Raw genomic sequence first — 25,972 nt, forward strand, 5'->3', positions numbered from 1 at the left:
GCGGCTTCAGCGAATAGGGCGGCCGCTGGCGGGCAGGCCCATTTGGTCGAAGATGGCGCGCGTCAGCGGGCTGGCGGGATCGTTCAGCGTGAGCACGATGTCGAAATGATTGGCGTGCGGCATGGGCACGTAGCGGGCCTGCCGGCCCCGCGCGCGCCAGCTCTGCAGGTAGTCGTCGGTCTGGCGCTTGAACTCGTCGGTTTCCGTGCCGCCGTAGCTGGCCAGAAGCGGGCATGCCGCGCCGGTGGGCAACAGCGCCGGGCTGTTGCGTTCGGCGTCGGCCGGGCTCAGGCGCATCCATTCGTTGATATGCGTGTGCACCAGCGGGCGCAGGTCGTACAGGCCCGACAGCGGCGCGGCGCCGGCGATCACATCGGCCGGCACCCCGTACTGCGCGTGCCAGCCGTCGGCCAGCAGCATGCCTACCAGGTGGCCGCCCGCCGAGCTGCCGCAGACATGGATGCGGGCCGGGTCGCCGCCGTGGCGCGCGATATGCCGGTACACCCATGCCAGCGCGCGGCGGTTCTGGTCGACGATGCGGTCCAGCGTGACGGCGGGCGCCAGCGAGTAGTTCACCGCCACCACCACCGCGCCGGCCTGCGTGAAGGCAGGCGCCATGCAGCAGGAATCGTCTTTGGACAGCAGCCGCCAGTAGCCGCCGTGAATGAACACGAACACCGGCGCGCCGGCCGCGGGCGTTGCCGCCTGCGAGGCCGGCGCAAAGATGTCGAGCAGTTCGTCCGGATGGTCGCCGTACGGCACGTTGGCAGTGTGCGGCAGCGCGGCCCGCGCGGCCTGGCTTTGCGCCGTGTATTGGGCCAGGATGGGCTGGACGTCGGGCACGGTGGCGCGCGCGTTGTATTGCACGTCCAGCGCGGCGCGGTCGTATTGGCGGTATAGGGCGGGCATGGTGTGGCGTGGCGCGGGGCGAAGGCCCCTGGTAAAAACCCTAGGCTTGTCTTGCCGAATACTTTAAACCTAAACTATGCGGCACGCCAGCCCTTGCCGCATCGTCCGGGCGATGCCGGGCAGCCGATGGCAGAAGCATCCGAATTCGCAATATTCCATAAAAACGCCGCCCGCGCGGCACGCGCAAGGAGCACCAAGATGCGTTTACTGACTTCCCTGGTAGTGGCCGCCGCCCTGGCGCCCGCCCTGTCATCGGCCGACCCCATCAAGGTCGGTATCGCCAATGATATATCGGGCCCGTTCGCGGCGCTGGGCGCCGAAGCCCGCGACGGCTTCAACCTGGCCATCAAGCAGCTCGGCGGCAAGCTGGGCGGCCAGGAGGCCGAATTCATGCAGGCCGACATGGGCGGCAACCCCGACCAGGCGCGGCAGCTGGTCACGCGCTACATCCAGCGCGACAAGATCGACTTCTTCACCGGCCCCATCGGCTCGAACGTGGCGCTGGCCGTGGGGCCCGCGCTGTTCGCCGCCAAGGTGCCGTACCTGTCGAATAACCCCGGCCCCAGCCAGTACGCAGGCGAGCGCTGCAACCAGTACTGGTTCGGCACGTCGTACCAGAATGATGCCTTCCACGAGGCTGCCGGCAAGGTCGCGGCCGACCGGGGCTTCAAAAAGGTGCTGATCATGGCGCCCGACTATCCGGCCGGCAAAGATGCGCTTACCGGTTTCAAGCGCGGCTACAAGGCCGACGTCGCCGAAGAGGTCTACACCAAACTGGGGCAGATCGACTATGCCGCCGAACTGGCACAGATCCGCGCCGCCAAGCCCGATGCCGTGTTCATCTTCCTGCCGGGCGGCATGGGCATCAACTTCGTGAAGCAGTTCGTGTCCACCGGCCTGGCGCAGAGCGTCAAGCTCATCGGCCCGGGCTTCTCGGCCGACGAAGACGTGATCCAGGCCGTGGGCGAACCCATGCTGGGCATGTACAACACCGCCCAATGGGCGCATGACCTCGATGTGCCGCAGAACAAGCAGTTTGTCGAGGCCTTCCGTAAAGAGTATGGCGGGCGCTACCCGTCGGTATACGCTGCCCAGGCCTATGACGTGATCATGGCCATGGACGCCGCGGTCAAGCAGGCCGGCGGCAAGGCTTCCGACCGCGAGGCCATTGTGCAGGCGCTGGCCAAGGCCGACTTCCCCTCGGTGCGCGGCAAGTTCACCTACGGCAAGAACCACTACCCCATCCAGGCCTATTACCTGCGCGTCATCGAGAAAGACGGCGAAGGCCGCATCACCAACAAGCTGGTGGGCAAGGTGTTCGACAGCTATCAAGACGTGTACGTAGGGCAGTGCAAGCTGTAGCCCCGCTACCCGGCCGTGGGGCGCCGCAAGGGCGCGCCCGCGGCAACGTCGCTATGCGGATTTTCCTTTCTTGCGTGTAATGGGCCTTAGATGACGCTGGTCGTCGAGCAATTGCTGAATGGTCTGCAGTTCGGACTGATGCTGTTCCTGATCGCAGCCGGGTTGACCCTGGTGTTCGGCATCATGGACATCATGAACCTGGCGCATGGTTCGCTGTATATGGCGGGCGCCTACGTGGCGGCCGAAACCATGCAGCGCACCGGCTCGTTCGTGGCCGCGGTGCTGGTGGCGGCGCTGGCCACGGGCCTGGTGGGCGTCGTGCTGGAACTGGTGCTGGTGCGCCGGCTGGCGGTGCGCGACCACCTGGCGCAAGTGCTGGGCACTTACGCCATCATCCTTATCGCCAACGACCTCGTCAAGATGATCTGGGGGCCGGCGCCGGTCATGCTGAACCTGCCGGCCGCGTTGTCCGGCCCGGTGCGGCTGTTGCCCGACCTGATGTATCCCGCGTACCGGCTGGTGATCATCGCCTGTGGCCTGGCGGCGGCGGTGGGGCTGTACTGGTTCGTGACCCGCACGCGTGCCGGCGTGCTGGTGCGCGCCGGCGCGTCGAACCGCCAGATGGCCACCCTGATGGGCGTGCGCGTGCCGCTGCTGTTCCTGGGCGTGTTCGCGCTGGGCGCTATGCTGGCGGCAGTGGCCGGCGCCTTGCTGGGCCCCATTACCGCCGTGCAGATCGGCATGGGCGAGGAAATCCTGATCCTCGTGCTGGTCTGCATCGTCATCGGCGGCATCGGGTCGATCCGCGGCGCCTTCGTGGGAGCGCTGCTGGTGGGCATGGTGGACACCGCGGGGCGGGCCTTCCTGCCCATGCTGTTGCGCGAGGTGTTGCCGCCCGCCATGGCATCCAGCCTGGCCGCCACCCTGGCTGCCATTTCCATTTACCTGCTCATGGCCGGCGTGCTGGTGTTCCGGCCGGCGGGGCTGTTTCCGGCGCGTGGCTGAACGATGCGCAAATCCACCTTCTGGACCCTCGGGCTGGTGCTGGCGCTGGCGCTGTTTCCGTACGCCGCGGCGGCGCTCGGGCTGGACTTCTATGTATCGGTGGCGCGCCGCATGCTGATCTACGCCCTGGCGGCCACCAGCCTGAATCTGATCCTGGGCTATGGCGGCATGGTGGCGCTGGGGCACGCCGCCTTCTTCGGCGCGGGCGCCTACGTGGTGGGCATCCTGGACGCGGCGGGCATCCATGCGGCGCTGTTGGCCTGGCCCGCGGCGGCGGTGGTGGCGGCGTTGCTGGCGCTGCTGGTGGGCGCCGTGTCGCTGCGCACGCGTGGCGTGTACTTCATCATGATCACCCTGGCCTTCGCGCAGATGGTCTATTACCTGTTTGTTTCGCTGCGCCAGTATGGCGGCGAAGACGGCCTGAACCTGTCTGGCTATTCGCTGCTGCCGGGCATCGACCTGGCCGACGGCACAAGCTTCTATTACCTGGTGCTGGCGCTGTTCGTGCTGCTGATGTGGCTGTTCGGCCGCCTGGTCGACTCGCGCTTCGGCGCGGCCCTGCAGGGCATCCGCGAAAACGAGTCGCGCATGGAGGCCCTGGGCTACCCGGTCTACCGCCTGAAGCTGACCGCCTTTGTGCTCAGCGGCGCGGCGGCAGGGCTGGCGGGCGCGCTGCTGGCCAACCACAACCTGTTCATCTCGCCCAGCCTGATGCATTGGACACAATCGGCCAACCTGCTGGTCATGGTGCTGGTGGGCGGCATCGGCCTGCGCTATGGCGGGGTGGCGGGCGCAATGCTGATGCTGGCGCTCGAAGAGGTGCTGCGCATGTGGACCGAATACTGGCACCTGCCGCTGGGCATCCTGCTGCTGTGCGTCGTGTTTGGCGCGCCGCGCGGCGTGGCCGGCCTGGCGGGCCCCTGGTTCGCTGGCGCCGCGCGCGGGGGGCGGCCATGATCCAGCCTTGCCGCTTCCAGCCCCATACCCGAATGACGCACGCGGAGGTGCGCCCATGACCGCGCATTCAACCGCCGCCGCGCCGGCCTTGCAGGCCGACGGGCTGGTGCGCCGCTTCGGCGCGCTGCTGGCCACCGACCATGTCTCGCTGACGCTCGCGCCGGGCGAAATCCATGCCCTGATCGGCCCCAACGGCGCGGGCAAGTCCACGCTGATTCACTTGCTGTCGGGCACGCTGGCCGCCGACGCGGGCAGGCTGGCGCTGGGCGGCGCCGACATCACCCGGCTGAACGCCCACCAGCGCGTGGCGGCCGGGCTGTCGCGCTCGTACCAGGTCACCAATATCTTCAAGTCGTTCAGTGTGCGCGACAACCTGCTGCTGGCGGCGCAGGCGCACGCCGGCAGCAGCTTCCGCTACTGGAAGCCGCGCGCGGCCGACGTCGCGCTGCACGATACGGCGCATGCCCTGGCGCGCCAATGCGCCATTGACGCCGATTTGCTCGACCGCCCGGCCGGCACCTTGCCGCACGGCGAGCAGCGCAAGCTGGAGTTCGCCCTGGCGCTGGCGGCGCGGCCCAGTGTGCTGCTGCTGGATGAGCCCATGGCGGGCATGGGGCCGGACGAAACCCTGCGCCTGACCGACCTCATCGAATCGCTGCGCGGCCAGGCTGCCATGCTGCTGGTCGAGCACGACATGCAGGCGGTGTTCCGCCTGGCCGACCGCATCTCGGTGCTGGTGTACGGGCGCATTATCGCCACCGGCACGCCGGCCGAAATTCGCGCCAACCCCGAGGTGCGCCGCGCCTATCTGGGTGAAGACGAGGCCGCCACGGAGTCCGCGATATGTTGAGCATGCAGGGCGTGCATAGTGGATATGGCGCCAGCCAGGTGCTGTTCGGTGTCGACCTGGAAGTCGGCGCCGGCCAGGTGGTAAGCCTGCTGGGCCGCAACGGCATGGGCAAGACCACGCTGCTGCGCACGCTGTTCGGCCAGTTGCCGCTGCGCGAGGGGGGCATCCGCTTTGCCGGGCAGGACATCGGCGGCTGGACGCCCGACCGCATCGCGCGCGCCGGGCTGGCCATCGTGCCCGAGGGGCGGCAGTGCTTTCCCAACCTGACCGTGCGCGAGCACCTGACGGCCTTCACCGCCGCCCGCAATCCCGACATTGCGCGGCCCTGGACGGTGGAGCGCGTGCTGGAACTGTTTCCCCGGCTGGGCGAACGCGCCCGCAATCTGGGCAACCAGCTGTCGGGCGGCGAGCAGCAGATGCTGGCCATTGGCCGTGCGCTGGTGACCAATCCGCGGCTGCTGGTGCTGGACGAAGCCACCGAAGGCCTGGCGCCCCTGGTGCGCGAAGAAATCTGGTCGTGCCTGGCCACGCTGCGCGCGGCGGGGCAGACCATTCTGGTCATCGACAAATATGTCGAACGCCTGCTGGCCCTGGCCGACCGCCACGTCATTCTCGAACGCGGCCGGGCCGTCTGGAGCGGCGATTCCGCCGCGCTGGACGCCGATCGCGGGCTGTGGGAACGCTACCTGGGGGTATAGCCCGCATATCGGTGCCGGGGCGATCCCGGCCAGGCCTGCAACGCGGCCAGGCGCCGGATTCGCGTCGGCGGGCCGGATGCCGCGGTATTGCGGCGGTGTGGGCGTGCTTCGGTGTCTGACACCCTACGGGAGTCAGACACCTGGCAGTTATGCTTCGGCGTGCTTAAAAACCGCACGCCTTATTGCAGTGATTACGCATTACCCGCTTGACTGCCAAGACGGTATCTGCGGAGTCAAACACCTGGCAGTTGCTGCGGCGTCAGGTATCTGAGGCTTGCTGCGGAGTGAGGCACTCGGCTGCTCCTGGGCAGGTGTCTGACTCCCGTAGGGTGTCAGACACCGAAGCTGGCAACCATTGCCCGCGCCGCCACGGCGATACGCGCCCGCACCGCCCCGAAACCTGGCGCCCGCCCGCATCTGTTTGTTTCTCTCTCCCGGTAAATCCGCATTTCTTGCATGCCCCCGGCTTGCGGTATATAGTTGAAACCTAAACTAATTGGACGGCCGGCGCGTTGCGCCGGCGCCCCGGTTTCACGGAGCCTGTTGCGCTATGAAAATCGTCTGCCTGGGAGGCGGCCCCGCCGGCCTGTATTTCGGCCTGCTGATGAAACTGCAGGACCCCGCCAACGAAGTCACCGTCATCGAGCGCAACCGGCCGTACGACACTTTCGGCTGGGGCGTCGTGTTTTCGGACGCCACAATGGACAACCTGCGCCAGACCGATCCGGTGTCGGCCCAGACCATCGGCGATGCCTTCAACCACTGGGACGACATCGACATCCATTTCAAGGGCCGCAGCGTGCGCACCCACGGCCACGGCTTTATCGGCATCGGCCGCAAGAAGCTGCTGAACATCCTGCAGGCCCGCTGCGAAGAGGTCGGCGTGAAGCTGGTGTTCGAGACTTTCGTGCAAGACGACCAGGCGGCCGCGCTGCAGTACGACGCCGACCTGGTCATCGCATCCGACGGCATCAACAGCCAGGTGCGCACGCGCTATGCCGACACCTTCCGGCCCGACATCGACACGCGGCGCTGCAGGTTCGTGTGGCTGGGCACGACGAAGGTGTTCGACGCCTTCACCTTCGCCTTCGTGCAGACCGAGCACGGCTGGTTCCAGGCGCACGCCTACCGCTTCCAGGACGGCCTGTCGACCTTCATTGTGGAAACGCCCGAAGAAACCTGGCAGGCCGCCGGCATCGGCGCCATGAGCCAGGAAGAGGGCATTGCCTATTGCGAACAGCTGTTCGCGCCCTGGCTGGACGGCCACAAACTCATCAGCAACGCCACGCACCTGCGCGGGGCGGCCATCTGGATTCGCTTCCCGCGCGTCATCTGCGACACCTGGGTGCACTGGAACACGCTGCAAACGCCGCGTGGTCCGCGCCGCGTGCCGGTGGTGCTGATGGGCGACGCGGCGCACACCGCGCACTTCTCGGTGGGTTCGGGCACCAAGCTGGCCTTGGAAGACGCCATCGAGCTGGCCCGCTGCCTGGGCGGCGCCGAAGGCGGGCTGGAGCAGGGCCTGCGGCACTACCAGGACGTGCGCAGTGTCGAGGTGCTGAAAATCCAGAACGCCGCGCGCAATTCCACCGAGTGGTTCGAGAATGTGCAACGCTATGCCGGGCTGGAGCCGGAACAGTTCGCCTACTCGCTGCTGACCCGTTCGCAGCGCATCTCCCACGAAAACCTGCGCGTGCGCGACGCCGGCTGGCTGGAAGGATACGAGCGCTGGTTGGCCGGGCGGGCCGGGGGCGCTGTTGCCGACGCGGCTGCCGGCGCGCGGCCGCCCCTGCCCATGCTGACGCCTTATCGTGCGCGCGGCGTCGAGCTGAAGAACCGCATCGTGGTGTCGCCCATGGCCATGTACTCGTGCGTGGACGGGGTGCCCGGCGACTTCCATCTGGTGCACCTGGGCGCGCGGGCGCTGGGCGGCGCCGGCCTGGTCATGGTCGAAATGACCTGCCCCTCGCCCGAGGCGCGCATCACTCCGGGCTGCCCGGGCCTGTGGAACGACCGGCAGGCCGACGCCTTCGCCCGCATCGTCGATTTCGTGCATGCCAACAGCGAGGCGCGCATTGGCATCCAGCTGGGGCACGCCGGCCGCAAAGGTTCTACCCAGCTGGGCTGGCAGAAAATGGATTACCCGCTGGCCGAAGGCAACTGGCCGCTTTTGTCGGCCTCGGCCTTGCCTTACCTGCCGGGTGTTTCGCAGGTGCCGCGCGCCATGGATCGCGCCGACATGGATCGCGTGCGCGACGACTTCGCGGCCGCCGCGCGGCGCGCCGCGCAGGCCGGCTTCGACTGGCTGGAACTGCACTGCGCGCACGGCTACCTGTTGTCCAGCTTCATTTCGCCGCTGACCAACCAGCGCGACGACGAGTACGGCGGCAGCCTGGACAACCGCCTGCGTTATCCGCTGGAAGTGTTTCGCGCGGTGCGTGAAGCGTGGCCGCAAGACCGCCCCATGTCGGTGCGCATTTCGGCGCACGACTGGGTCGAGGGCGGCATCACGGCCGACGACGCCGTCGAAATCGCGCGCCGCTTCAAAGACGCGGGGGCCGACATGATCGACTGCTCGTCGGGCCAGGTCAGCCCCGACCAGCGCCCCGTCTATGGCCGCATGTACCAGACGCCGTTCGCCGACCGCGTGCGCAACGAAGCCGGCATTCCCACCATCGCGGTGGGCGCCATTTTCGAGGCCGACCATGCCAACGGCATCATCGCATCCGGCCGCGCCGACCTGTGCGCGCTGGCGCGCCCGCACCTGGCCGACGCTTCCTGGACACTGCGTGAGGCGGCTCGGATAGGCTATTGCGACACCACCTGGCCGCGCCAATACGCCGCTGGCAAGCGGCAGCTGGAAACCAATTTCGAACGCGCCGCGATGCTGGCGCAACAGGACGCCAAATGAACGCATCCGAACGTCCGCTGGAAGGGCGGCACGCGCTGGTCACGGGCGGAGCCCGCGGTATCGGGCTGTCCTGCGCCCAGGCCCTGCTGCAGCGCGGCGCCGCCGTCACGCTGCTGGGCCGCGACCGCGCCGCGCTCGATGCGGCCGCCGCCGCGTTGGGGCGGCTGGGCGCCGTGCGCGCCGTGGCGGCCGACGTGGCCGACCAGGCCTCGGTACAGGCCGCGTTCGAACAGGCCGCGCAAGACGGCGGCGCGGTGGACATCCTGGTCAACAACGCCGGCCAGGCGGCCAGCCAGCGTTTCGAGCGTACCGACGCCGCGCTGTGGCAGGCCATGCTGGCCGTCAACCTGACTGGCACTTACTACTGCATCCAGGCTGCGCTGCCGGGCATGCTGGCCGCCGGCTGGGGGCGCATCGTCAACGTGGCCAGCACCGCCGGGCTGATCGGCTATGCATACGTCAGCGCCTATTGTGCGGCCAAGCATGGCGTGGTGGGCCTGACCCGGGCGCTGGCGCTGGAAGTGGCGCGCAAGGGCGTAACCGTGAACGCGGTCTGTCCGGGTTTCACCGAAACCGACATCGTGCGCGGCGCGGTCGACAACATCATGCAGAAAACCGGCCGCACGGCCAGCGAAGCCCGCGCCGAACTGGCGGCCCGCAATCCGCAGGGGCGGCTGGTGCAACCCGAAGAAGTGGCCGAAGCCGTTGCCTGGCTGGCCCTGCCGGCCTCGGCGTCGATCAATGGCCAGGCCATCGCCGTGGACGGCGGTGAAGTCATGCCCGGCTGAGCCCTACCCAGGAGACCCCATGAACAGCGCGTCCCCCGAGCACACCATGAAGCACCACCGCCGCCCGTACGCCGGCTACGCCGCCCGCACCTTCCTGTGGCAGGTATCGGCCGACGGCAAGGTGGCCACCATTACGCTCAACCGCCCCGAACGCAAGAACCCGCTGACGTTCGACTCGTATGCCGAACTGCGCGATCTGTTCCGCGGGCTGGTGTATGCCACCGACATCAAGGTGGTGGTCGTCACGGGCGCGGGCGGCAATTTCTGCTCGGGCGGCGACGTGCACGAGATCATCGGCCCGCTGACCCGCATGAGCATGCCCGAGCTGCTGGATTTCACCCGCATGACCGGCGACCTGGTCAAGGCCATGCGCGCCTGCCCGCAGCCCATCGTGGCGGCGGTCGATGGCGTGTGCGCTGGCGCCGGCGCCATGATGGCGCTGGCGTCCGACCTGCGGCTGGGCACGCCGGCGGCGCGCACGGCCTTCCTGTTCACCCGGGTGGGGCTGGCGGGCGCCGACATGGGCGCCTGCACCCTGCTGCCGCGCGTGGTCGGGCAAGGCAGGGCGTCGGAGCTGCTGTACACGGGCCGCGCCATGAGCGCCGACGAAGGCGCGCAGTGGGGGTTTTTCAACAGCCTGCATGACAGCGCCGGGTTGCTGGACGCCGCCCAGGCCCTGGCCGCGCAGCTGGCGGCCGGCCCGACTTTCGCGCACGGAATCACCAAGAAGCTGCTGCACCAGGAATGGAACATGGGCGTTGACGAAGCCATCGAGGCCGAGGCCGAGGCGCAGGCCATCTGCATGCAGACGCGCGACTTCCGTCGCGCCTACGAGGCGTTCGTGGCCAAGCGCAAACCGGTGTTCGAAGGAGACTGAGTTGGCAGACACTACATGGCTGGACTGGCCGTTTTTCGACGACCGCCATCGCGCCCTGGCGGGCGAGCTCGAGGCGTGGTGCGTCGATGCGCTGGCCGGCATCGATCATCACGATACCGACGCGGCCTGCCGCAAACTGGTGGCATCGCTGGGCGACGCAGGGTGGCTGCGCTATTGCGTGCCGGCCGGGCCCGATGGGGCCTGGGGCGGCGCGCTGCCCCAGGTCGATTCGCGCATGGTGTGCATCTTGCGTGAGACCCTGGCGCGGCACGACGGCCTGGCCGATTTCGCGTTGGCCATGCAAGGCCTGGGCAGCGGCGCCATTGCGCTGATGGGCTCCGATGCGCTGCGCCGCAAGTACCTGCCGCGCGTGGCGGCCGGCCAGGCCATCGCGGCGTTTGCGCTATCCGAGCCCGATGCGGGTTCGGACGTCGCGGCCTTGTCGTGCAGCGCGCGCGCCGACGGCGACCACTATGTGCTCGACGGCGCCAAGACCTGGATATCCAACGGCGGCATCGCCGACTTCTACTGCGTGTTCGCCCGCACCGGCGAAGCCCCGGGCGCGCGCGGCATCAGTGCGTTCGTGGTCGAGGCCGGCACGCCGGGCCTGGACATCGCCGAGCGCATCGAGGTAATGGCGCCGCATCCGCTGGCCACGCTGGCGTTCGACAATTGCCGCATTCCCGCCAGCCAGCGGCTGGGCGAGCCGGGGCAGGGCTTCAAGCTGGCCATGATGACGCTGGACATCTTCCGCGCCTCGGTGGCGGCCGCCGCCCTGGGCTTTGCCCGGCGCGCGCTGGACGAGGCAGTGTCGCGCGCGCGCGGGCGCCGCATGTTCGGCCAGGCGCTGGCCGACTTGCAACTGACCCAGGCGGCGCTGGGCGACATGGCCACCGCCATCGACGCGGCGGCGCTGCTGACCTACCGCGCCGCCTGGCTGCGCGACGTGCAGGGCGTGCGCACCACGCGCGAGGCGGCCATGGCCAAGATGGCCGCCACGGAATCGGCGCAGGCCGTCATCGACCGGGCGCTGCAGATGTTCGGCGGCGCCGGCGTGGTGTCGGGCATGCCGGTGGAAAAACTCTACCGCGAGATCCGCGCGCTGCGCATCTACGAAGGCGCCACCGAAGTCCAGAAACTGATCATTGCCAGAGAGCTGCTGAAAGACTAGCAGGCAGCCGACCACCGCATTGCCAAGGGGAATTTCATGGAACGCTCCGCCCACCTGGACAACTACGCCCGCGACCACCTGCCGCCCGCCGACGAATGGCCGGAATTTCTGCTCGACAGCCCCGACGTGGCCTATCCGGCGCGCATGAACTGCGCGGTGGAACTGGTCGACGCCATGGTCGCGCGCGGCCACGGCGAGCGCGTGGCGCTGCGCTGGCGCCGCGACGGCGCGGCGGCCACGCTGACCTACGCCGGCCTGCAGGCGCTGACCAACCGCATCGCCCGCGTGCTGGTCGAAGACATGGGGCTGGTGCCCGGCAACCGCGTGCTGCTGCGCGGACCCAACAACCCGATGATGGCCGCCGCGTGGCTGGCGGCCGTCAAGGCGGGGCTGGTCACCGTGCCCACCATGCCGCTGCTGCGCGCCAAGGAACTCAAGCAGATCATCGCCAAGGCGCAGGTGTCGGCCATGCTGTGCGACGCCCAGTTGCGCACCGAGGCGCAGTACTGCATGCAGGCCGGGCACGAGCATTTCTGTCCCGAGCTGCGGCAGATCATGCTGTTCAACGACCCGGCGCCCGACGCGCTGGACTCGCTCGCGGCCGCCAAACCCGACGACTTCGCCGCCTGCGACACCGCGGCCGACGATGTCTGCCTCATTGCCTTCACCAGCGGCACCACCGGGCTGCCCAAGGGCTGCATGCACTTTCACCGCGACGTGCTGGCGATGTGCGACCTGTTTCCGCGCCACGTTATCAAGCCCGGCCCCGACGACATCTTCTGCGGCACGCCGCCGCTGGCCTTTACCTTCGGGCTGGGGGGCCTGCTGTGCTTTCCGTTGCGCGTGGGCGCCAGCGCCGTGCTGGCCGAGAAACTCACGCCCGACAGCCTGCTTGAACTCATTCAGGACTTCCGCGCCACCATCGTGTTCACGGCGCCCACGTTCTATCGCCAGATGGCGGCGCTTGCCGGCAAGTACGACATCGGCTCGCTGCAGAAAAGCGTGTCGGCCGGCGAGGCCCTGCCCGATGCCACGCGCCAGCTGTGGAAGCAGTCCACCGGCATCGAGATGATCGACGGCATCGGCGGCACCGAGATGATCCACGTCTTCGTGTCCAGCCCGCCCGAAGAGGTGCGTCCCGGCGCCATCGGCAAGGTGGTGCCGGGCTACGTGGCCTGCGTGGTCGACGAGAACATGCAGCCCGTGCCGAACGGCACGCCGGGCCGCCTGGCCATCAAAGGCCCCACCGGATGCCGCTATCTGGCCGACGAGCGCCAGCGCCGCTTCGTGCAGCAGGGCTGGAACCTGCCGGGCGACACCTTCGTACAGGATGACGACGGCTATTTCTTCTACCAGGCGCGCAACGACGACATGATCGTTTCGGCCGGCTACAACATCGCCGGCCCGGAAGTCGAAGACGCGCTGCTGCGCCACGAGGCAGTGGCCGAGTGCGGCGTGGTGGGGGCGCCCGACGACGAGCGCGGCCAGCTGGTGAAGGCCTTCGTGGTGCTCAAGCCCGGCTTCGACGCCGGCCCCGAACTGGCAGCGGCGCTACAGGCCTTCGTGAAGGCCTCGATCGCCCCGTACAAGTATCCGCGCGCGGTGGTGTTCGTCGATGCGCTGCCGCGCACCGAAACCGGCAAACTGCAGCGCTTCGCGCTGCGCAAAATGGCCTGACCCCGGACGCCTATGACCGCCATGACAGCGCCTTTTGTCAGCGAAGTGGAAGTGCGTTTCCGGCATTGCGACCCCGCCGGCATCGTGTTCTATCCGCGCTATTTCGAGATGATCAATGACTTTGTCGAAGAATGGTTCGACAAAGGCATGGGCCTGCCTTTTCACGCCCTGCACGTCGACCGCCAGATCGGCACGCCGCTGGCGTCGGTGCAGTGCGACTTCACGGCGCCCAGCCGTTGGCACGAGAAGCTGCGGCAGGAACTTGCCGTGCGGCGCATCGGCGGGGCCTCGTTCGGCGCCGACGTGCGCTTCGTGGGCCCCGACGGCGCAACCCGGCTGAAGGCCGCGTTGACCATCGTGACGGTGAACTTGCGCACCATGCGCTCCACCGCCATTCCCGACGACCTGCGCCAGCGCATGCAGGCGTTTCTTATTACAGGATGATCCCATGAAGATTCTGCAACCGCCGGGCTGGATGCCGCCGCGCGGGTATTCGAACGGCGTGATGGCGCAGGTCGCGGTGGGCGACCGGCTGGTGTTCGTGGGCGGCCAGGTGGGCTGGAACGGCCAGCAGCAGTTCGAGACCGACGACTTTGCCGGGCAGGTGCGGCAGACGCTGGAGAACATCGTGGCCATCCTGGCCGAAGGCGGCGGCCGGCCCGAGCACATCGTGCGCATGACCTGGTACGTGACCGACAAAGAAGAATATGTGGCCTCGTACCCCGAGATCGGCCGGCACTACCGCGAGGTGATCGGCCGCCATTTCCCGCCCATGACGGCGTTCCAGGTGGCGGGGCTGATCGAAAGCCGCGCCAAGGTCGAGATCGAGGTCACCGCGCTGATCCCGGCCTGATTCCAATCCCCCGGCCCCATGCCGGGGACGGCGCCTCAGCTGATGACCAGTTGCCCGGCTTCCAGGCGCGCCTTGCCGCCGGGCTGGTCTTCCAGCAGGGTTGTCACCTTCATGCCCACTTGCAGGGTCACGCCGCCGAAGTAGCGCTTGGCGGCGATGATCGTGGCCGTTTGCAGCGGCTCCAGCCGGCGTTCCAGCTCGGCTTCGTGCTGATCCAGATCCTGCAGGTCGGCGCACGCCTTCGCGTAGGTGTTGCGGGCGCGTTCGCCCATGTCGGCCGCAGCTTTTTCGGGATGCATCTGCAGAAACATCAGCACCTTTTCCAGCTTGGCTTTCTCCTCGCCCAGCCGCGTGCGCGTGGCTTGCAGATCGGCGCGGCGAGCCTCGGCGTGCGGGTCCAGGCCAACGCGCACCACCGTGGGTACGGCGGCCATCGAACCCAGTGTGCCGGCGCGCACCGAGTGCAGGGCGCATACTTCGCCGCCCGTGACCACGCCCTGCTGCGAGCCGGGCGGGCCCACCATCACGCTGTGGCCGGCCAGCACCTGGCTGTGGCGGATCTCGCGTTCGGCCACGACCTGCTGGCCGGCGCTGATCGCCGCATGCTCGATGAAGCGGGCCTTGACCGAACCTTCACACTGCACTTGCGCGGTGCGAGGGCCGGCGGTGTGGTCGCCCGGCGCGGCTTCTGCCATGCCGATGATGCCGCCGTTCACGGTCAGGCTGCCGCCAGCGGTGATGTGGGCTGCTTCGACCGTGCCGCCCACGACGACGTCGCCGCCGACCCGCACGGTCATGCCGGTGGTGATGTCGCCCTTGACGCGCAGCGTGCCGTCGAACTCGATGTTGCCGGAGTTCAGGTCGACCGCCGCAACCTCCACCACCGAGTTCACCTGCGCGCCCTGCGGCACCAGCATCGGCGCGCCGGCCGCGGTTGCGCGCAGCAGGCAGGGGTCTTGCTCGTCGGGCGCCACGCCGGCAAGTCCGGTGGCAAAGGGCAGGTCGGGCACCGGCTCGGGCGGCACCGGCTGGCCCAGCACATCCAGCCCCGCCGTGCCTGGCACGGCAGGCAGGCGGCGCACCAGCGCCGTGCCCGGCTGCACCAGCACCAGGGTGCCCAGTTCGCGGTAATCGACCGGCGCATTGTCATCGTGCGCCCGGGCCAGGGGACTGGGAACAAGGCTCTCGAAGCGGGTGGGCGTGCCGGGCTGGGCGGGCACGCCGCGCGCGATGGGCAGCGCTTCGCAGTGGCCCCGCTGCAGCGCCTGGCTCACAGCCTCGTCGTCGATGCCGGCCACCACGCCTTGAGCGGCCAGGGCAGCATCGATATCGGCCCGGGCCATGGCGCGCCCGCCGCGCGCGGCCGTGAGCGTCAGCAGCGCCGCCATGCGGTCGGGTTCGACGTCGATGCGCAATGCGCCGTCGAGCACCGCGCCCACCGGCCCGGTGACGAGCGTGCCCGGCTCGGCCTCGCGGCATTGCGTCACGAAGGCCGCCACGCCGGAATGATCCAGCACCTCGGGTCCCCAGCCTTGCGCCTGCGCGGCCGCGGCCAGTTCGTCCCAGCCCGGGTTCGTTTCCGTGTCGTCGCTTGGGGTGCAGGTGGCCACCAGCGCCCCGCTATCGGCGTCCAGCGTCAACTGCAGCATTGCCTCGTTGCCCATGTCCCGCTCCTGTGCCCGCGTCCCAGTATGGCCCGTCTGGTGGGCTATTTTAATTAGTAAAACACAGAAATATTAAGTTATATATGGGGCGGACAGGGGGGCATTTGGCCCATCGCAAGTGCTTCCGTCCCGCCAGGCCCTGCGGCGGTCACAACAAGTGTCCGCCTGGTGGCCTCGGCAGGTGTCTGCCCGAGAGATTCAGCTGGTGCCTGACACAGCAGATCGGCAGGTGTCTGACTCCCGCCAGGGTGTCAGACACCTGAGACGCCACCCTGCGCCGTGTCTTCAGCCCTTCATCGCGGCGAACACCGCCTCGGCCGCGTCCAGCGTGGCGTCGATGACGGCGTTGTCGTGGGTGGCGGACACGAAGCCGGCCTCGAAGGCCGAGGGCGCGAAGTGCACGCCGCGGTCGAGCATGGCATGGAAAAAACGCTTGAAGGCGTCGGCGTCGCCGGCCGACACTTCGGCGAACGAAGTGGGCACCGAATCCTGGAAGTACAGGCCGAACATGCCGCCAATGGCGTCGGCGGCGAAGGGGATGCCGGCGGCGCGGGCGCGCTGGCGCAGCCCGTCGGTCAGGCGCTGGGTCTGCGCGGCCAGTTGCTCATAGAAACCGGGTTGCGCAATGAGGCGCAGCGTGGCCAGCCCGGCCGCCACGGCCACCGGATTGCCCGACAGCGTGCCGGCCTGGTACACGCCGCCCAGCGGCGCCAGGTGGGCCATCAGGTCGGCCCGGCCGCCCAGCGCGCCCACCGGCATGCCGCCGCCGATGACCTTGGCCAGGGTGGTCAGGTCGGGCTTGATGCCGGCCAGGCCCTGCACGCCTTGCGGCCCCACGCGGAAGCCGGTCATGACTTCGTCGAAGATCAGCACGGCGCCATGCTGGGTGCAGACGTCGCGCAAGCCCTGCAGGAAGCCGGCGGCCGGCTTGATCAGGTTCATGTTGCCGGCCACTGGCTCGACGATCACGCAGGCGATGTCGGCGCCGTGCTGCGCGAAGGCGGCCTGGACGGCGGCCAGGTTGTTGTACTCGAGGGTGAGCGTGTGCGACACGAACTCGGGCGGCACGCCGGCCGAGCTGGGGTTGCCAAAGGTCAGCAGGCCCGAGCCGGCCTTGACCAGCAGGCTGTCGGAATGCCCGTGGTAGCAGCCTTCGAACTTGATGATCTTGGCCCGGCCCGTGGCGCCGCGCGCCAGACGGATGGCCGTCATGGTGGCCTCGGTGCCCGAGCTCACCAGCCGCACCTGTTCGAGCGAGGGCAGGCGTTCGATCAGCACTTCGGCCAGCTCGACCTCGGCGCGCGTGGGCGCGCCGAACGACAGGCCGTCAAGCGCGGCCTCGCGCACCGCCTGCACCACGTCGGGATGGGCATGGCCCAGAATGGCGGGGCCCCAGGAACCGACGTAGTCGATGTAGCGGGTGTCTTCTTCGTCCCATACGTAAGGGCCTTGCGCGCGCTTGATGAAGCGCGGCGTGCCGCCCACCGAGCGGAAGGCGCGCACGGGCGAGTTGACGCCGCCAGGAATGCTGCGGCAGGCACGGTCGAAGAGTTGGGCGTTGCTGGACATGGTGTTACGGCTGGAAGTGAGTGGAAGCGGTGAAGGGCGCCGCGCAGGCCTGCGCGGCCTGCCGGATGTCGGGCGCCTCGAATAGTCCGGTGATGACGGCGATGCTGTCGGCGCCGGCCTGGGCCACCTGGGGCGCGTTGGCCGGCGTGATGCCGCCAATGGCCACCACGGCGGGCCGTGGCGCGCCGCGGTCGGCGGTCAGCGCGCGCGCCTGCCCGAGCAGCGCCAGCGGCGCGCGCACGGCCTGCGGCTTGGTGGACGAGGGAAACACCGCGCCGAAGGCGATGTAGTCGGCGCCGGCTTCGAGCAGCCCGCGTGCGCGCGTCAGGTCGTTGTAGCACGACGCGCCCAGGATCAGGCCGGGGCCGGCCTGGGCGCGCGCCTGCGCCAGGTCGCCGTCGTCGCGGCCCAGGTGGGCGCCGTCGGCGCCGACGTCCAGCGCCAGTTGCCAGTGGTCGTTGATGAGAAACACCACGCCCAGCTCGCGGCACAGCGGCGCCAGCGCGCGGGCCTGGGCGGCGCGCTGCGCGGGGCTGGCGTTCTTGCGGCGCAACTGCAGGGCGGTCATGCCGCCCGCGGCGGCCTGGCGCACGGCATCCAGCAGGCGGCCGGTGTCGTCCCATTCGGGCGTGACGCCATACAGGCCGGCGGGAAAGCGCAGCGGGGCTGCGGATGGGCTGGCGTTCATGGCGCGCCGATGCGGTTGGGAATGCGCCGGCCCATGCCGGCCAGGAACGCGCCGCCCACGGTATCGTCGGCATGCCGCAGCGCCTGCTCGACAGCCTTGGGCATGTCCAGCCCCTGCGCCAGCATGGCCGCGACCGCGGTGGCGGCCACGCCGCCGGTGTCGCTGTTGCGTTCGGGAGGCGCCTGCCAGGGCCAGGTGGCGGTCTGGCCGCCCGGGCCCAGCAGCACGTTGGCGTGGTGGCCCGGGCGCACCGGCGCGCCCAGCACCAGCACCCATTGCGCGCCGCCCGCCGCCAGGGCGTGCATCGGGCTGGGAGCGTCGCCGATATCGATATCGCCATCGGCGTGCCATTGCGCCAGACGCAGGTGCTCGACCACGACCAGGTCGGTTTGCGGCAATACCAGTTCGAGCGTGGCGGCCAGCAGGTCGTCAGCGTCATCTTGCGAGGCGGCATCGTGCGCCGGCAGGCCGCGCTGGCCCAGGTGCAGCACCAGCGGCACCTGGCTGTAGTCGGCGGCCACCTGCGCGGCCACGCTGGCCGCCTCGGCGCTGTACAGCCCGCCGACCTTGATGGCCTGCACGGGCATGTCTTCGAGCAGGCAGCGGGCCTGGTCATCGAGCAGCTCGGGCGACACGGGATGGATTTCTTCGATGCCGGCGGTATCCTGGACGGTCAGGGCGGTAGCCGCGGCCAGGCCGTGGCACCCCAGGCGGGCGCAGGTAACGGCGTCGGCCGGCAGGCCATCGGCGCCAGACGGGTCGACCGGCCCGAAAATCAGGATAAGAGGGGGAGTCACTGGGGCCACATGCTGCGCGAAAGAGGGGGGCGGCGCCGGCTGCGAGGGCAAATCGGGCAACCCCTATTGGGTTTCGGTAAGATTGCCCCATTCTAATATGGATGCGCCTGGCGCTTGGCCCGCACCCGGGGGCGGGCGTCCGTCGATGTAACAAGAGAAAAGAGAACTATGCGTACTTGGATGTGTCTTATCTGTGGTTGGGTATACGATGAAGAGGCCGGCCTGCCCGACGAAGGTATTGCCCCCGGCACCCGCTGGGAAGACGTGCCCCCCAATTGGGTCTGCCCCGAATGCGGGGCCCGCAAGGAAGACTTCGAACTGATGGAAATCTGATCGCGCGCGTGTCCCGGCCGTTCACGGCCCGGCCGCTGTGCGGCCCCCAGGGGGTTGCCATGACCGACCAAAACCACGATACCCAGGCCGACGACGACGCCAACGACGCGCCGGCCACCGATTTTTCCAATCAGTTCCTGATCGCCATGCCCCAGATGGTCGAAGGCAGCCTGGCCGGATCGGTCATCTACGTCTGCGAACATACTACGCGCGGCGCACTGGGGCTGGTCATCAACCGGCCCACCGATCTCACCCTGGAGAGCCTCTTCGAGCGCATCGACCTCACGCTGGAAATCCGCCCGGTAAAAGACTCGCCGGTGTTCTTCGGCGGGCCGGTGCAAACCGACCGCGGCTTCGTGCTGCACGCTCCCGCCGGCGACTACAGTTCCAGCATCAAGCTGGGCGATCTGGCGCTGACCACCTCGCGCGACGTGCTGCAGGCCGTGGCCGACGGCAACGGCCCGGCGCGCATGCTGGTCACGTTGGGCTACGCGGGCTGGGGGGCCGGCCAGCTCGAAAGCGAAATGGCCCAGAACGCCTGGCTGACCGTCGGCGCCGACGCCGACATCATCTTCGACGTGCCGCCCGAAGACCGCTACCCGGCCGCGCTGAAGCTGCTGGGCATCGATCCGGTCATGCTGTCCGGCGGTGCGGGGCATGCCTGAAGAAACCCTGCTGGCGTTCGATTTCGGCGAAAAGAAAATCGGCATTGCCATCGGCAATACGCTGACGCGGCAGGCGCGCCCGCTGGAGATCATCTTCTCGGAAATCCGCGAGGCGCGCTTCGCCCGTATCGGCCAGTTGCTGCAGCAGTGGCAGCCGCAACGGGTCGTCGTGGGTCTGGCGTTGGCCTCCGACGGCGGCGAGCAGCCAGCCACCGCGCGCTGCCGGCGCTTCGCCAACCAACTGCGCGGCCGCTATGGCCTGGCCGTCGAACTGGTCGACGAACGCGGCTCCAGCATGGAAGCCCAGCGCCTGCTGGGCACCCATGCGCCCGACGACGCGGTGGCCGCGGCGGTGATCCTGCAGCGCTACCTCGACGCCCTGCCATGATTCGCGCCTGTCTCGCGCCGGCCCCGATCGCGGGTATGATGCTGGCCGGCCGGCGGCGCGCCACAGGGGTGGGCGACGATACGGCCGGGGAGCCTCCAACTTGCTGAAGTTGCCGCGTGTCATCCTGCGCCTGATTCTGGTCCTGCCGTGGATCGTGTTCGGTCTGCTGTGCGTGGGCCTGGCATATCCGCTGATGCGGCGGGGCGCGCGCGCCAGCCTGAACCGCTACTGGTCGCGCACGCTGATGGCCATATGCGGCATCCGCGTGGTGCCTGGCGGTGTGCCCATACTCGCCGGCCCGGTGCTGTGGGTGGCCAACCACGTGTCCTGGATCGACATTTTCGTCATCAATTCGGTGCGCGCGACGGCATTCGTGGCCAAGAGCGAAATCCGCGGCTGGCCGCTGATCGGCTGGCTGGTCGCTGGCGCGGGCACGCTGTTCATCGAGCGCGGCCAGCGCCACGCCGTGCATGCGGTCGGCGAGTCGATGCAGGCCCGTTTCAGCCAGGGCGCGGCGGTGGGGCTGTTTCCCGAGGGCACCACCAGTGAAGGCGACATCGTGCGCCCCTTTCACGCCAGCCTGTTCGAGCCGGCGCGCACGGCCGGCGTGCCCATCCAGCCGGTGGCGCTGCGCTTCCTGCAGCATGGCCGGCGCAGCCCGCTGGCCGCGTTCGTGGGCGAAGAAACCCTGGCGGCCAACTTGTGGCGCGTGCTGGGGGCTACCGGGCTGAGCGTCGAAATCGAATTCCTGTCGCCGCTGTCCGCTCACGAACCCGACGGCCGGCCCCTCAGCCGCCTGGAGCTGTCCCGCCGGGCGCGCGAGGCCGTCGCGGCCGCGTTGTAACGGCCGCGCCGAGCCAAGCCGACGAGTCAAGCTTGCCAGGTGTCTGACTCCCGAAGCCGGATCGACGAGTCACGCTTGCCAGGTGTCTGACTCCTGCAGCCAGACCGACGAGTGAAGCTTGCCAGGTGTCTGACTCCCGCAGGGTGTCAGACACCGTTGTGTACAGAGGGTTCGGCTCACTTCGGTGTCTGACACCCTGCGGGAGTCAGACACCTGATACGCTGATACGAGAGTCAGACACCTGATACGTTGACGTAGCGCGCTGACCTGGCGCCGACGCGGCGCGCCGCTAATCCGCCAGCGGATCCTGGAACTGCGAGCACTTGATCTGCACCAGCTTGCGGTCTTGCAGGCGCAGGGCACTCAGCGAGCCGCCCCACACGCAGCCGGTGTCAAGGCAGATGACGTCGGGCCGCAGCAGCAGGCCCAGGGTGGACCAGTGTCCGAACACTACGGTGATGTCGCGCGTGGCGCGGCCGGGCACGTCGAACCAGGGCATCAGGCCGGCCGGCCACGCGCCGGGCGGGACCTTGGTGGCGAATTCCATATGGCCCGCCGGCGTGCACAGGCGGATGCGGGTCAGCGCGTTGATGATGACGCGCATCCGCTTGCCGCCCTTGTGGTGTTCTTTCCAGTGGACCGGCTCGTTGCCGTACATCTTCTGCAGCGCCTTCTGCCAGTTCGGCCCGCGCAGCGCCTCCTGCACTTCACCGGCCAGCGCCAGGGTCTTGGCGACGTCCCATTTGGCCAGCACGCCGGCATGCACCAGCAGGTGGCCCTGCTCGAAATGCGCCAGCGGGCGATGGCGCAGCCAGTCGACCAGGTCGTCAGCGTCGGGCGCCTGCAGGATTTCGCCAATGGTGTCGGACTTCGATGGCTTGCGCACCCCCGCGGCCGCCGCCAGCAGGTGCAGGTCGTGATTGCCCAGCACCGCCACGGCACGCTCGCCCAGGCCGATGATGCGGCGCAGGCTGGCCAGCGACTGCGGGCCGCGGTTGACCAGGTCGCCGGCGAACCAGAACCGGGCATCGGGGTCGCCGGCCAGGTCGGGGTGCGCCAGAAGTTGTTCCAGCGGCGCGCAGCAGCCTTGCACGTCGCCGATCATCCAGATGCTGCCTTTCATGCGGGGCTTCGTCTCCAGGGCCAGCGCGCCTGCGCGAACCGCGCGGTGGCATGGCGGTACTCCATCAGGCTGAGCGCGCCCAGCGCCAGCAGCGTGGCCCCCACGTTGGGGCCCAGCGCCGTCAGCCAGGGCGGCCAGCGGCTCAGCATGCCTACGTTCAGCGCCAGCTGGTTCAGCATGAAAAAGCCCACGCCCAGCAAGATGCCGATGAACACCTTGGCGCCCACGCCGCCGCGGCGCGTCTGCATGAAGCCGATGGGCGCGGCGATGGTGATCATGACCAGCAGCGTGAAGGGATACGACACCTTGCGCCACAGCGCCACCACCTGGCGGCCGGCGTCGAGCTGGTTGTGGTGCAGGTAATCGATATAGTCGAGCAGGGTGTTCAGCGACATGCGTTCGGGGGTCAGCACGCGCGCCAGCAGGCGTTCGGGGCTCAGCGTGGTGTCCAGTTCGCGTTGCGGCAGCTTGGTGACGCTGGCCGGCGGCGTGCGGGGCGGCTTGGCGTCGGCCAGGGCCTGCGCCGCGCGGTCGTCGATGTGGGTCTCGACCACGTTTTTCAGCACCAGCTTGTCGCGGGTGAACGCGCCGGTTGCGGCGGTGGACATCGTGGTCAGCTGCAGGCCGGGCTTGAACTCGTACAGCGTAACCCCTTCGACGTTGCCGTCGGCCAGCAACTTGGCGATGTTGATGATGCGCGTGCCGCCGTCGCGGGTGGGTTCCTTGAACCAGTAGCCGCTGTCCATGCGGGTGCCGCTGGCCTTGCCGCGGAACATCAGGCTGGCCTCGCCGCTCTTGATTTCGGCGGCCGGCGTCACGAACTCGGACAGCAGCGAGGCGCCGATCATCAGGGGCAGGGTAATGAGCCACAGCATGCGCAGCAGCCGCATGCCGCTTACCCCCGACACCCGCAAAATGACCAGCTCGTTGCGTTGTGCCAGCCCCGCCAGCGCCAGGATGGCGCCGATCAGCAGCCCGATGGGCAGCAGGTCGTACAAGCGGGTGGGCAGCGCGAGCGCCTGCATGTACAGCAGGGCCAGCATGCTGAACTTGTCGCCCACGTTATCCAGGTCGTCGACCAGCGCGAAGAACGTGAACAGGCCCAGCAGGGCCAGCAGGACCACTGCACAAGAGCGATAGATTTCGCGGGCCAGATAACGGCGGGCTGTACGCATGAAGGGGTGTGCGTCGGTGTGCGCGTAAACGTGAAAGCTTACCAAAATCGGCCGGCCTGCCGGCTGGCCGCCAGGTGTGTCAAGGGATGTCAACCATGCGCATGCGGCGGGTCAGGGTGCCGGTGCGCGAATTCAGGTAACTGGTGTGGCGGTGTTTGTCGTAGTAGCGCGGGTTGGGCAGCATGGCCGCCAGGCGCGCCGCCTGGGCGCTGCCCAGGTTGGCTGCGCTGGTCTTGTAGTAGTGGCGCGCGGCGGCCTCGGCGCCGAATACGCCCACCCCCCATTCGGCCACATTCAAATACAACTCCAGGATGCGCTGTTTGGGCATGACGTGTTCGATCATGTAGGTCAGCACCAGTTCCTGGCCTTTGCGCAGGTAGCTGCGCGAGCTGGACAGGAACAGGTTCTTGGCCAGCTGCTGGGTGATGGTCGAGCCGCCGCGCATTTTGTGGCGGCCGCGCGCTTCCTGGCGCTGGTTGTATTCCCAGGCTTTGCGGATGGCATCCCATTCGACGCCGTCGTGCTCGGTGAAATTGGCGTCTTCGGACGCCACCACCGCGCGCTTGAGCGAATTGCTGATGCGATCGTAGGGCACCCATTGGTACTTCAGCTCGGCATCGGGGTCGGTTTCGCGCAGCCGCGACAGCTCCTGGCGCATGATGGCGCTGCTGCCCGGGTCGCGGTAGGCGTACCAGACCACCAGGCAGAACATCCACAGCTGGTACATGATCAGCAGGCACAACAGCGCCATGACGGCCGCGCCGATGACCCGGCCCCAGCGGATCCGGCCCATGGTCGAACGGCGCGTCGGCATGCCGGGTCAGTCCTTGGCCAGCAGCGTGGCGCGCAGGGCCGTCAGCACCGGCGACGGGTCGGGCCGCACGCCGTGCCAGATCAGGAAGCTTTCGGCGGCCTGTCCCACCAGCATGCCCAGGCCGTCGGCCGTGCGGGCGGCGCCGTCGTCGGTGGCCTGGCGCATGAAAGCGGTGGGGTGCGCCGCGTACATCATGTCGTAGGCCAGGGCATCGGGCGCGTACAGGCCGCGTGGCAGTTCGGGCGCCGCGCCCTGCAGACTGCTGGCGGTGGCGTTGACCACCACGTTCCATCCGCCCGCCACACCGGCCTCGGCCAGCGCGCCGGCCGTGACGCGCGTGCCCGGCACGGCGCCGGCCGCGGCCCAGCCCGCGGCCAGGTCGTGCGCGCGCTGGGCGCTGCGATTGACGATATGGATGCGGGCGCAGCCGGCCGCGGCCAGCGGCTGCAGCACGCCCCGGGCCGCGCCGCCGGCGCCCACCAGCAGCACGCGGGCGCCTTCAAGCACCACGCCCAGCCGCAGCAGGTCGCTTACCAGCCCCACGCCGTCGGTATTGCAGCCATGCCAGGCGCCGTCGCGCAGCCACAGCGTATTCACCGCGCCGGCCAGGCGGGCCCGTTCGCTCAGGTGTGCGCCGGCCAGTTGGCAGGCTTCTTCCTTGAACGGCACGGTTACGTTCAGGCCCAGGCCGCCTTGCTCGCGAAACGCCTGCACGGTGGCCGCGAAACCATCCACCGGTGCCAGCAGCCGCTCGTATTGCAGCGGCTTTCCCGTCTGCGACGAGAACATGGCGTGGATCTGCGGCGAGCGGCTGTGCGCCACGGGATTGCCGATCACCGCGTAGCGCGGCAGGGGGCTGGCCTGGCTCATGGGGCTTGGGTTTCCAGGGTGTCGTTGACGAAATGCCAGGTGCGGGTGATGACCAGCATGTCGGCCTCGCGCGCGATCTGGGGCGGAAAGGGAGGGAAGGGCGCCGCCATCTGCACGATGCGCCGCGCGGCCTGGTTGAGCACGGCGTGTTCCGACGGCCGGTCGATCTCGACGTCGGCCACGCTGCCGTCGGCGCGCACCGATACGGTGATCTGCAGCGAGCCGTAGATGCGGCCGCGCGCTTCTTCGGGATAGTGCTGAGTGCCGATGGCTTCGATGCGCGAGCGCCAGGCGTCGAGATAGGCGGCGTAGCGCGATGCCTGCGCCGAGGGCGCGACGAATTCCTTGCGCGGCTGGGCGTTGTACGACTGGATGCGCGAGGCCAGGGTGGCGACCTGGGCGTTCTGCACCACGCCGGGCTGGTCATGCACGTCTTCGCCGGGCGCGGTGGCATCGGGCCAGGGGTACACCGGCTGGCGCTCGGTGCCGGCCTTGGCCTGCGCCTGCAACTGGGTCAGCAGGCGCATCTGCTCGGCCTCAAGCTGCGCCTGCCGCTTGCGCATGGCTTGCAGCACGATGGTCTCGGCCGACTCGCCGGTGCGCGGCAGCGGCGTGGCGGCCACGCCGCGCTCGGCATTGCCGCCGCCATCAACCTGGCTCTGCGCCACCACCTGCGCCTGCACGGGCGCGGATTGGGTATGGGCATTGACCAGCACGATCTCCAGCGGCGCCTGCGTGGGCCGGGCAGGCGCGGGCGCCGCAAACCGCCACGCCAGCGCACCGGCGTGCAGCAGCAGCGAGATCGCCAGTCCGATCCGCAAGTAGTGCTGGGCGGGCGCGCTCAGCCAATACAGAAACCGGCCCGGCGTCGAGGATGAGTCAGCAGAGCGTTGCACGGGGGGATTTTAGACGGCTTGAAGGTGGTGTGGGCGGCTGGGTGGGGGCGTGGGGGCGGGGGTTCCGTTGGCGCCGGCGCGGGACGGG

Annotated in this window: 26 protein-coding genes; 16 read left to right on the top strand and 10 right to left on the bottom strand. The window is 68.9% G+C overall.

The window, feature by feature from the left end; all coding sequences use genetic code 11:
- Positions 1 to 6: 6 nt before the first annotated feature.
- Positions 7 to 909 (bottom strand): alpha/beta hydrolase, encoded by a 903-nt coding sequence (locus tag BPET_RS02725; protein ID WP_012247566.1) that lies wholly within the window; start codon positions 907 to 909, stop codon positions 7 to 9.
- A 198-nt stretch (positions 910 to 1,107) separates the two neighbouring features.
- Between BPET_RS02725 and BPET_RS02730 the strand changes: the two genes are divergently transcribed.
- The 12 genes from BPET_RS02730 (at position 1,108) to BPET_RS02785 (ending at position 14,058) form a co-directional block, all read left to right on the top strand.
- A complete protein-coding gene (locus BPET_RS02730; RefSeq protein ID WP_012247567.1) occupies positions 1,108 to 2,271 on the top strand; it encodes an ABC transporter substrate-binding protein in 1,164 nt (387 codons plus the stop codon).
- Positions 2,272 to 2,361: 90 nt separating this feature from the next.
- Entirely contained in the window at positions 2,362 to 3,276 is a 915-nt protein-coding gene (locus BPET_RS02735) for a branched-chain amino acid ABC transporter permease (RefSeq protein WP_012247568.1), read from the top strand.
- Between the two features lie 3 nt (positions 3,277 to 3,279).
- Positions 3,280 to 4,233 (top strand): branched-chain amino acid ABC transporter permease, encoded by a 954-nt coding sequence (locus BPET_RS02740; protein WP_012247569.1) that lies wholly within the window; start codon positions 3,280 to 3,282, stop codon positions 4,231 to 4,233.
- 55 nt (positions 4,234 to 4,288) lie between these two features.
- A complete protein-coding gene (locus BPET_RS02745; protein WP_012247570.1) occupies positions 4,289 to 5,083 on the top strand; it encodes an ABC transporter ATP-binding protein in 795 nt (264 codons plus the stop codon).
- Positions 5,077 to 5,781: an ABC transporter ATP-binding protein gene (locus tag BPET_RS02750; RefSeq protein ID WP_012247571.1), complete on the top strand. Its 705-nt coding sequence runs from the start codon at positions 5,077 to 5,079 to the stop codon at positions 5,779 to 5,781. The genes BPET_RS02745 and BPET_RS02750 overlap by 7 nt, the downstream gene beginning before the upstream one ends.
- 550 nt (positions 5,782 to 6,331) lie before the next feature.
- Positions 6,332 to 8,692: a bifunctional salicylyl-CoA 5-hydroxylase/oxidoreductase gene (locus BPET_RS02755; RefSeq protein WP_012247572.1), complete on the top strand. Its 2,361-nt coding sequence runs from the start codon at positions 6,332 to 6,334 to the stop codon at positions 8,690 to 8,692.
- Positions 8,689 to 9,480 carry an SDR family NAD(P)-dependent oxidoreductase gene (locus BPET_RS02760; protein WP_012247573.1) on the top strand — a complete coding sequence of 264 codons (792 nt, stop codon included), beginning with the start codon at positions 8,689 to 8,691 and terminating at the stop codon, positions 9,478 to 9,480. The genes BPET_RS02755 and BPET_RS02760 overlap by 4 nt, the downstream gene beginning before the upstream one ends.
- Positions 9,481 to 9,499: 19 nt before the next feature.
- A complete protein-coding gene (locus tag BPET_RS02765) occupies positions 9,500 to 10,357 on the top strand; it encodes an enoyl-CoA hydratase family protein (protein ID WP_012247574.1) in 858 nt (285 codons plus the stop codon).
- A 1-nt stretch (position 10,358) separates the two neighbouring features.
- On the top strand, positions 10,359 to 11,528 hold the full coding sequence (locus tag BPET_RS02770; RefSeq protein ID WP_012247575.1) for an acyl-CoA dehydrogenase family protein: 1,170 nt from the start codon (positions 10,359 to 10,361) through the stop codon (positions 11,526 to 11,528).
- A 36-nt stretch (positions 11,529 to 11,564) separates the two neighbouring features.
- Complete coding sequence (locus BPET_RS02775; protein WP_012247576.1) at positions 11,565 to 13,205, top strand: AMP-binding protein; 1,641 nt, start codon at positions 11,565 to 11,567, stop codon at positions 13,203 to 13,205.
- A gap of 21 nt (positions 13,206 to 13,226) precedes the next feature.
- On the top strand, positions 13,227 to 13,649 hold the full coding sequence (locus tag BPET_RS02780) for an acyl-CoA thioesterase (RefSeq protein ID WP_041863435.1): 423 nt from the start codon (positions 13,227 to 13,229) through the stop codon (positions 13,647 to 13,649).
- 4 nt (positions 13,650 to 13,653) lie between these two features.
- The gene (locus tag BPET_RS02785; RefSeq protein ID WP_012247578.1) at positions 13,654 to 14,058 is read left to right on the top strand and encodes a RidA family protein; all 405 of its coding nucleotides are present in this window, start codon (positions 13,654 to 13,656) and stop codon (positions 14,056 to 14,058) included.
- Between the two features lie 35 nt (positions 14,059 to 14,093).
- On the opposite strand, the gene BPET_RS02790 is transcribed toward BPET_RS02785, so the two are convergent.
- The 4 genes from BPET_RS02790 to BPET_RS02805 form a co-directional block, all read right to left on the bottom strand.
- Positions 14,094 to 15,722, bottom strand: a complete 1,629-nt coding sequence (locus BPET_RS02790; RefSeq protein WP_012247579.1) for a DUF342 domain-containing protein — start codon at positions 15,720 to 15,722, stop codon at positions 14,094 to 14,096.
- A gap of 285 nt (positions 15,723 to 16,007) precedes the next feature.
- Positions 16,008 to 17,291 carry a glutamate-1-semialdehyde 2,1-aminomutase gene (gene hemL, locus BPET_RS02795; RefSeq protein WP_012247580.1) on the bottom strand — a complete coding sequence of 428 codons (1,284 nt, stop codon included), beginning with the start codon at positions 17,289 to 17,291 and terminating at the stop codon, positions 16,008 to 16,010.
- Positions 17,292 to 17,295: 4 nt separating this feature from the next.
- The gene (gene thiE, locus BPET_RS02800; RefSeq protein WP_012247581.1) at positions 17,296 to 17,979 is read right to left on the bottom strand and encodes a thiamine phosphate synthase; all 684 of its coding nucleotides are present in this window, start codon (positions 17,977 to 17,979) and stop codon (positions 17,296 to 17,298) included.
- On the bottom strand, positions 17,976 to 18,776 hold the full coding sequence (locus tag BPET_RS02805; protein ID WP_012247582.1) for a bifunctional hydroxymethylpyrimidine kinase/phosphomethylpyrimidine kinase: 801 nt from the start codon (positions 18,774 to 18,776) through the stop codon (positions 17,976 to 17,978). The genes thiE and BPET_RS02805 overlap by 4 nt, the downstream gene beginning before the upstream one ends.
- Positions 18,777 to 18,944: 168 nt before the next feature.
- On the opposite strand from BPET_RS02805, the gene BPET_RS02810 reads away from it, so the two are divergent.
- The 4 genes from BPET_RS02810 to BPET_RS02825 all read left to right on the top strand — a co-directional run bounded on the left by BPET_RS02810 (position 18,945) and on the right by BPET_RS02825 (position 21,006).
- Positions 18,945 to 19,109: a rubredoxin gene (locus BPET_RS02810; RefSeq protein ID WP_003814980.1), complete on the top strand. Its 165-nt coding sequence runs from the start codon at positions 18,945 to 18,947 to the stop codon at positions 19,107 to 19,109.
- 59 nt (positions 19,110 to 19,168) lie between these two features.
- Positions 19,169 to 19,774, top strand: coding sequence for a YqgE/AlgH family protein (locus BPET_RS02815; RefSeq protein WP_012247583.1), 606 nt, complete (start codon positions 19,169 to 19,171; stop codon positions 19,772 to 19,774).
- Positions 19,767 to 20,162 carry a Holliday junction resolvase RuvX gene (gene ruvX, locus BPET_RS02820; protein WP_012247584.1) on the top strand — a complete coding sequence of 132 codons (396 nt, stop codon included), beginning with the start codon at positions 19,767 to 19,769 and terminating at the stop codon, positions 20,160 to 20,162. The genes BPET_RS02815 and ruvX overlap by 8 nt, the downstream gene beginning before the upstream one ends.
- Before the next feature lie 103 nt (positions 20,163 to 20,265).
- On the top strand, positions 20,266 to 21,006 hold the full coding sequence (locus BPET_RS02825) for a lysophospholipid acyltransferase family protein (protein WP_041863440.1): 741 nt from the start codon (positions 20,266 to 20,268) through the stop codon (positions 21,004 to 21,006).
- A 289-nt stretch (positions 21,007 to 21,295) separates the two neighbouring features.
- Here the strand turns inward: BPET_RS02825 and BPET_RS02830 are convergent, their stop codons facing one another.
- The 5 genes from BPET_RS02830 to BPET_RS02850 all read right to left on the bottom strand — a co-directional run bounded on the left by BPET_RS02830 (position 21,296) and on the right by BPET_RS02850 (position 25,884).
- Entirely contained in the window at positions 21,296 to 22,129 is an 834-nt protein-coding gene (locus tag BPET_RS02830) for a symmetrical bis(5'-nucleosyl)-tetraphosphatase (RefSeq protein ID WP_012247586.1), read from the bottom strand.
- Positions 22,126 to 23,304 (bottom strand): LPS export ABC transporter permease LptG, encoded by a 1,179-nt coding sequence (gene lptG / locus BPET_RS02835; RefSeq protein ID WP_012247587.1) that lies wholly within the window; start codon positions 23,302 to 23,304, stop codon positions 22,126 to 22,128. The genes BPET_RS02830 and lptG overlap by 4 nt, the downstream gene beginning before the upstream one ends.
- Positions 23,305 to 23,383: 79 nt before the next feature.
- The gene (gene mtgA / locus BPET_RS02840) at positions 23,384 to 24,118 is read right to left on the bottom strand and encodes a monofunctional biosynthetic peptidoglycan transglycosylase (protein ID WP_012247588.1); all 735 of its coding nucleotides are present in this window, start codon (positions 24,116 to 24,118) and stop codon (positions 23,384 to 23,386) included.
- Between the two features lie 6 nt (positions 24,119 to 24,124).
- Entirely contained in the window at positions 24,125 to 24,988 is an 864-nt protein-coding gene (aroE, locus tag BPET_RS02845; protein WP_012247589.1) for a shikimate dehydrogenase, read from the bottom strand.
- Positions 24,985 to 25,884 (bottom strand): TonB family protein, encoded by a 900-nt coding sequence (locus BPET_RS02850; RefSeq protein WP_012247590.1) that lies wholly within the window; start codon positions 25,882 to 25,884, stop codon positions 24,985 to 24,987. The genes aroE and BPET_RS02850 overlap by 4 nt, the downstream gene beginning before the upstream one ends.
- Positions 25,885 to 25,972 lie beyond the last annotated feature (88 nt).

It is taken from the genome of Bordetella petrii, from assembly GCF_000067205.1.
In the GTDB taxonomy this organism is placed as follows: domain Bacteria; phylum Pseudomonadota; class Gammaproteobacteria; order Burkholderiales; family Burkholderiaceae_B; genus Bordetella_A; species Bordetella_A petrii.

Excerpts from the sequence above, each read along its gene's own strand:
- BPET_RS02760 (WP_012247573.1), top strand. The coding sequence starts at position 8,689 with ATGAACGCATCCGAACGTCCGCTGGAAGGGCGGCACGCGCTGGTCACG.
- BPET_RS02810 (WP_003814980.1), top strand. The coding sequence starts at position 18,945 with ATGCGTACTTGGATGTGTCTTATCTGTGGTTGGGTATACGATGAAGAG.
- BPET_RS02740 (WP_012247569.1), top strand. The coding sequence starts at position 3,280 with ATGCGCAAATCCACCTTCTGGACCCTCGGGCTGGTGCTGGCGCTGGCG.
- BPET_RS02775 (WP_012247576.1), top strand. The coding sequence starts at position 11,565 with ATGGAACGCTCCGCCCACCTGGACAACTACGCCCGCGACCACCTGCCG.
- BPET_RS02815 (WP_012247583.1), top strand. The coding sequence starts at position 19,169 with ATGACCGACCAAAACCACGATACCCAGGCCGACGACGACGCCAACGAC.
- mtgA (WP_012247588.1), bottom strand. The coding sequence starts at position 24,118 with ATGCCGACGCGCCGTTCGACCATGGGCCGGATCCGCTGGGGCCGGGTC.
- BPET_RS02790 (WP_012247579.1), bottom strand. The coding sequence starts at position 15,722 with ATGGGCAACGAGGCAATGCTGCAGTTGACGCTGGACGCCGATAGCGGG.
- lptG (WP_012247587.1), bottom strand. The coding sequence starts at position 23,304 with ATGCGTACAGCCCGCCGTTATCTGGCCCGCGAAATCTATCGCTCTTGT.
- BPET_RS02735 (WP_012247568.1), top strand. The coding sequence starts at position 2,362 with ATGACGCTGGTCGTCGAGCAATTGCTGAATGGTCTGCAGTTCGGACTG.
- thiE (WP_012247581.1), bottom strand. The coding sequence starts at position 17,979 with ATGAACGCCAGCCCATCCGCAGCCCCGCTGCGCTTTCCCGCCGGCCTG.
- BPET_RS02725 (WP_012247566.1), bottom strand. The coding sequence starts at position 909 with ATGCCCGCCCTATACCGCCAATACGACCGCGCCGCGCTGGACGTGCAA.
- BPET_RS02750 (WP_012247571.1), top strand. The coding sequence starts at position 5,077 with ATGTTGAGCATGCAGGGCGTGCATAGTGGATATGGCGCCAGCCAGGTG.
- BPET_RS02730 (WP_012247567.1), top strand. The coding sequence starts at position 1,108 with ATGCGTTTACTGACTTCCCTGGTAGTGGCCGCCGCCCTGGCGCCCGCC.
- BPET_RS02830 (WP_012247586.1), bottom strand. The coding sequence starts at position 22,129 with ATGAAAGGCAGCATCTGGATGATCGGCGACGTGCAAGGCTGCTGCGCG.
- BPET_RS02755 (WP_012247572.1), top strand. The coding sequence starts at position 6,332 with ATGAAAATCGTCTGCCTGGGAGGCGGCCCCGCCGGCCTGTATTTCGGC.
- BPET_RS02785 (WP_012247578.1), top strand. The coding sequence starts at position 13,654 with ATGAAGATTCTGCAACCGCCGGGCTGGATGCCGCCGCGCGGGTATTCG.
- hemL (WP_012247580.1), bottom strand. The coding sequence starts at position 17,291 with ATGTCCAGCAACGCCCAACTCTTCGACCGTGCCTGCCGCAGCATTCCT.
- BPET_RS02745 (WP_012247570.1), top strand. The coding sequence starts at position 4,289 with ATGACCGCGCATTCAACCGCCGCCGCGCCGGCCTTGCAGGCCGACGGG.
- aroE (WP_012247589.1), bottom strand. The coding sequence starts at position 24,988 with ATGAGCCAGGCCAGCCCCCTGCCGCGCTACGCGGTGATCGGCAATCCC.
- ruvX (WP_012247584.1), top strand. The coding sequence starts at position 19,767 with ATGCCTGAAGAAACCCTGCTGGCGTTCGATTTCGGCGAAAAGAAAATC.
- BPET_RS02780 (WP_041863435.1), top strand. The coding sequence starts at position 13,227 with ATGACAGCGCCTTTTGTCAGCGAAGTGGAAGTGCGTTTCCGGCATTGC.
- BPET_RS02765 (WP_012247574.1), top strand. The coding sequence starts at position 9,500 with ATGAACAGCGCGTCCCCCGAGCACACCATGAAGCACCACCGCCGCCCG.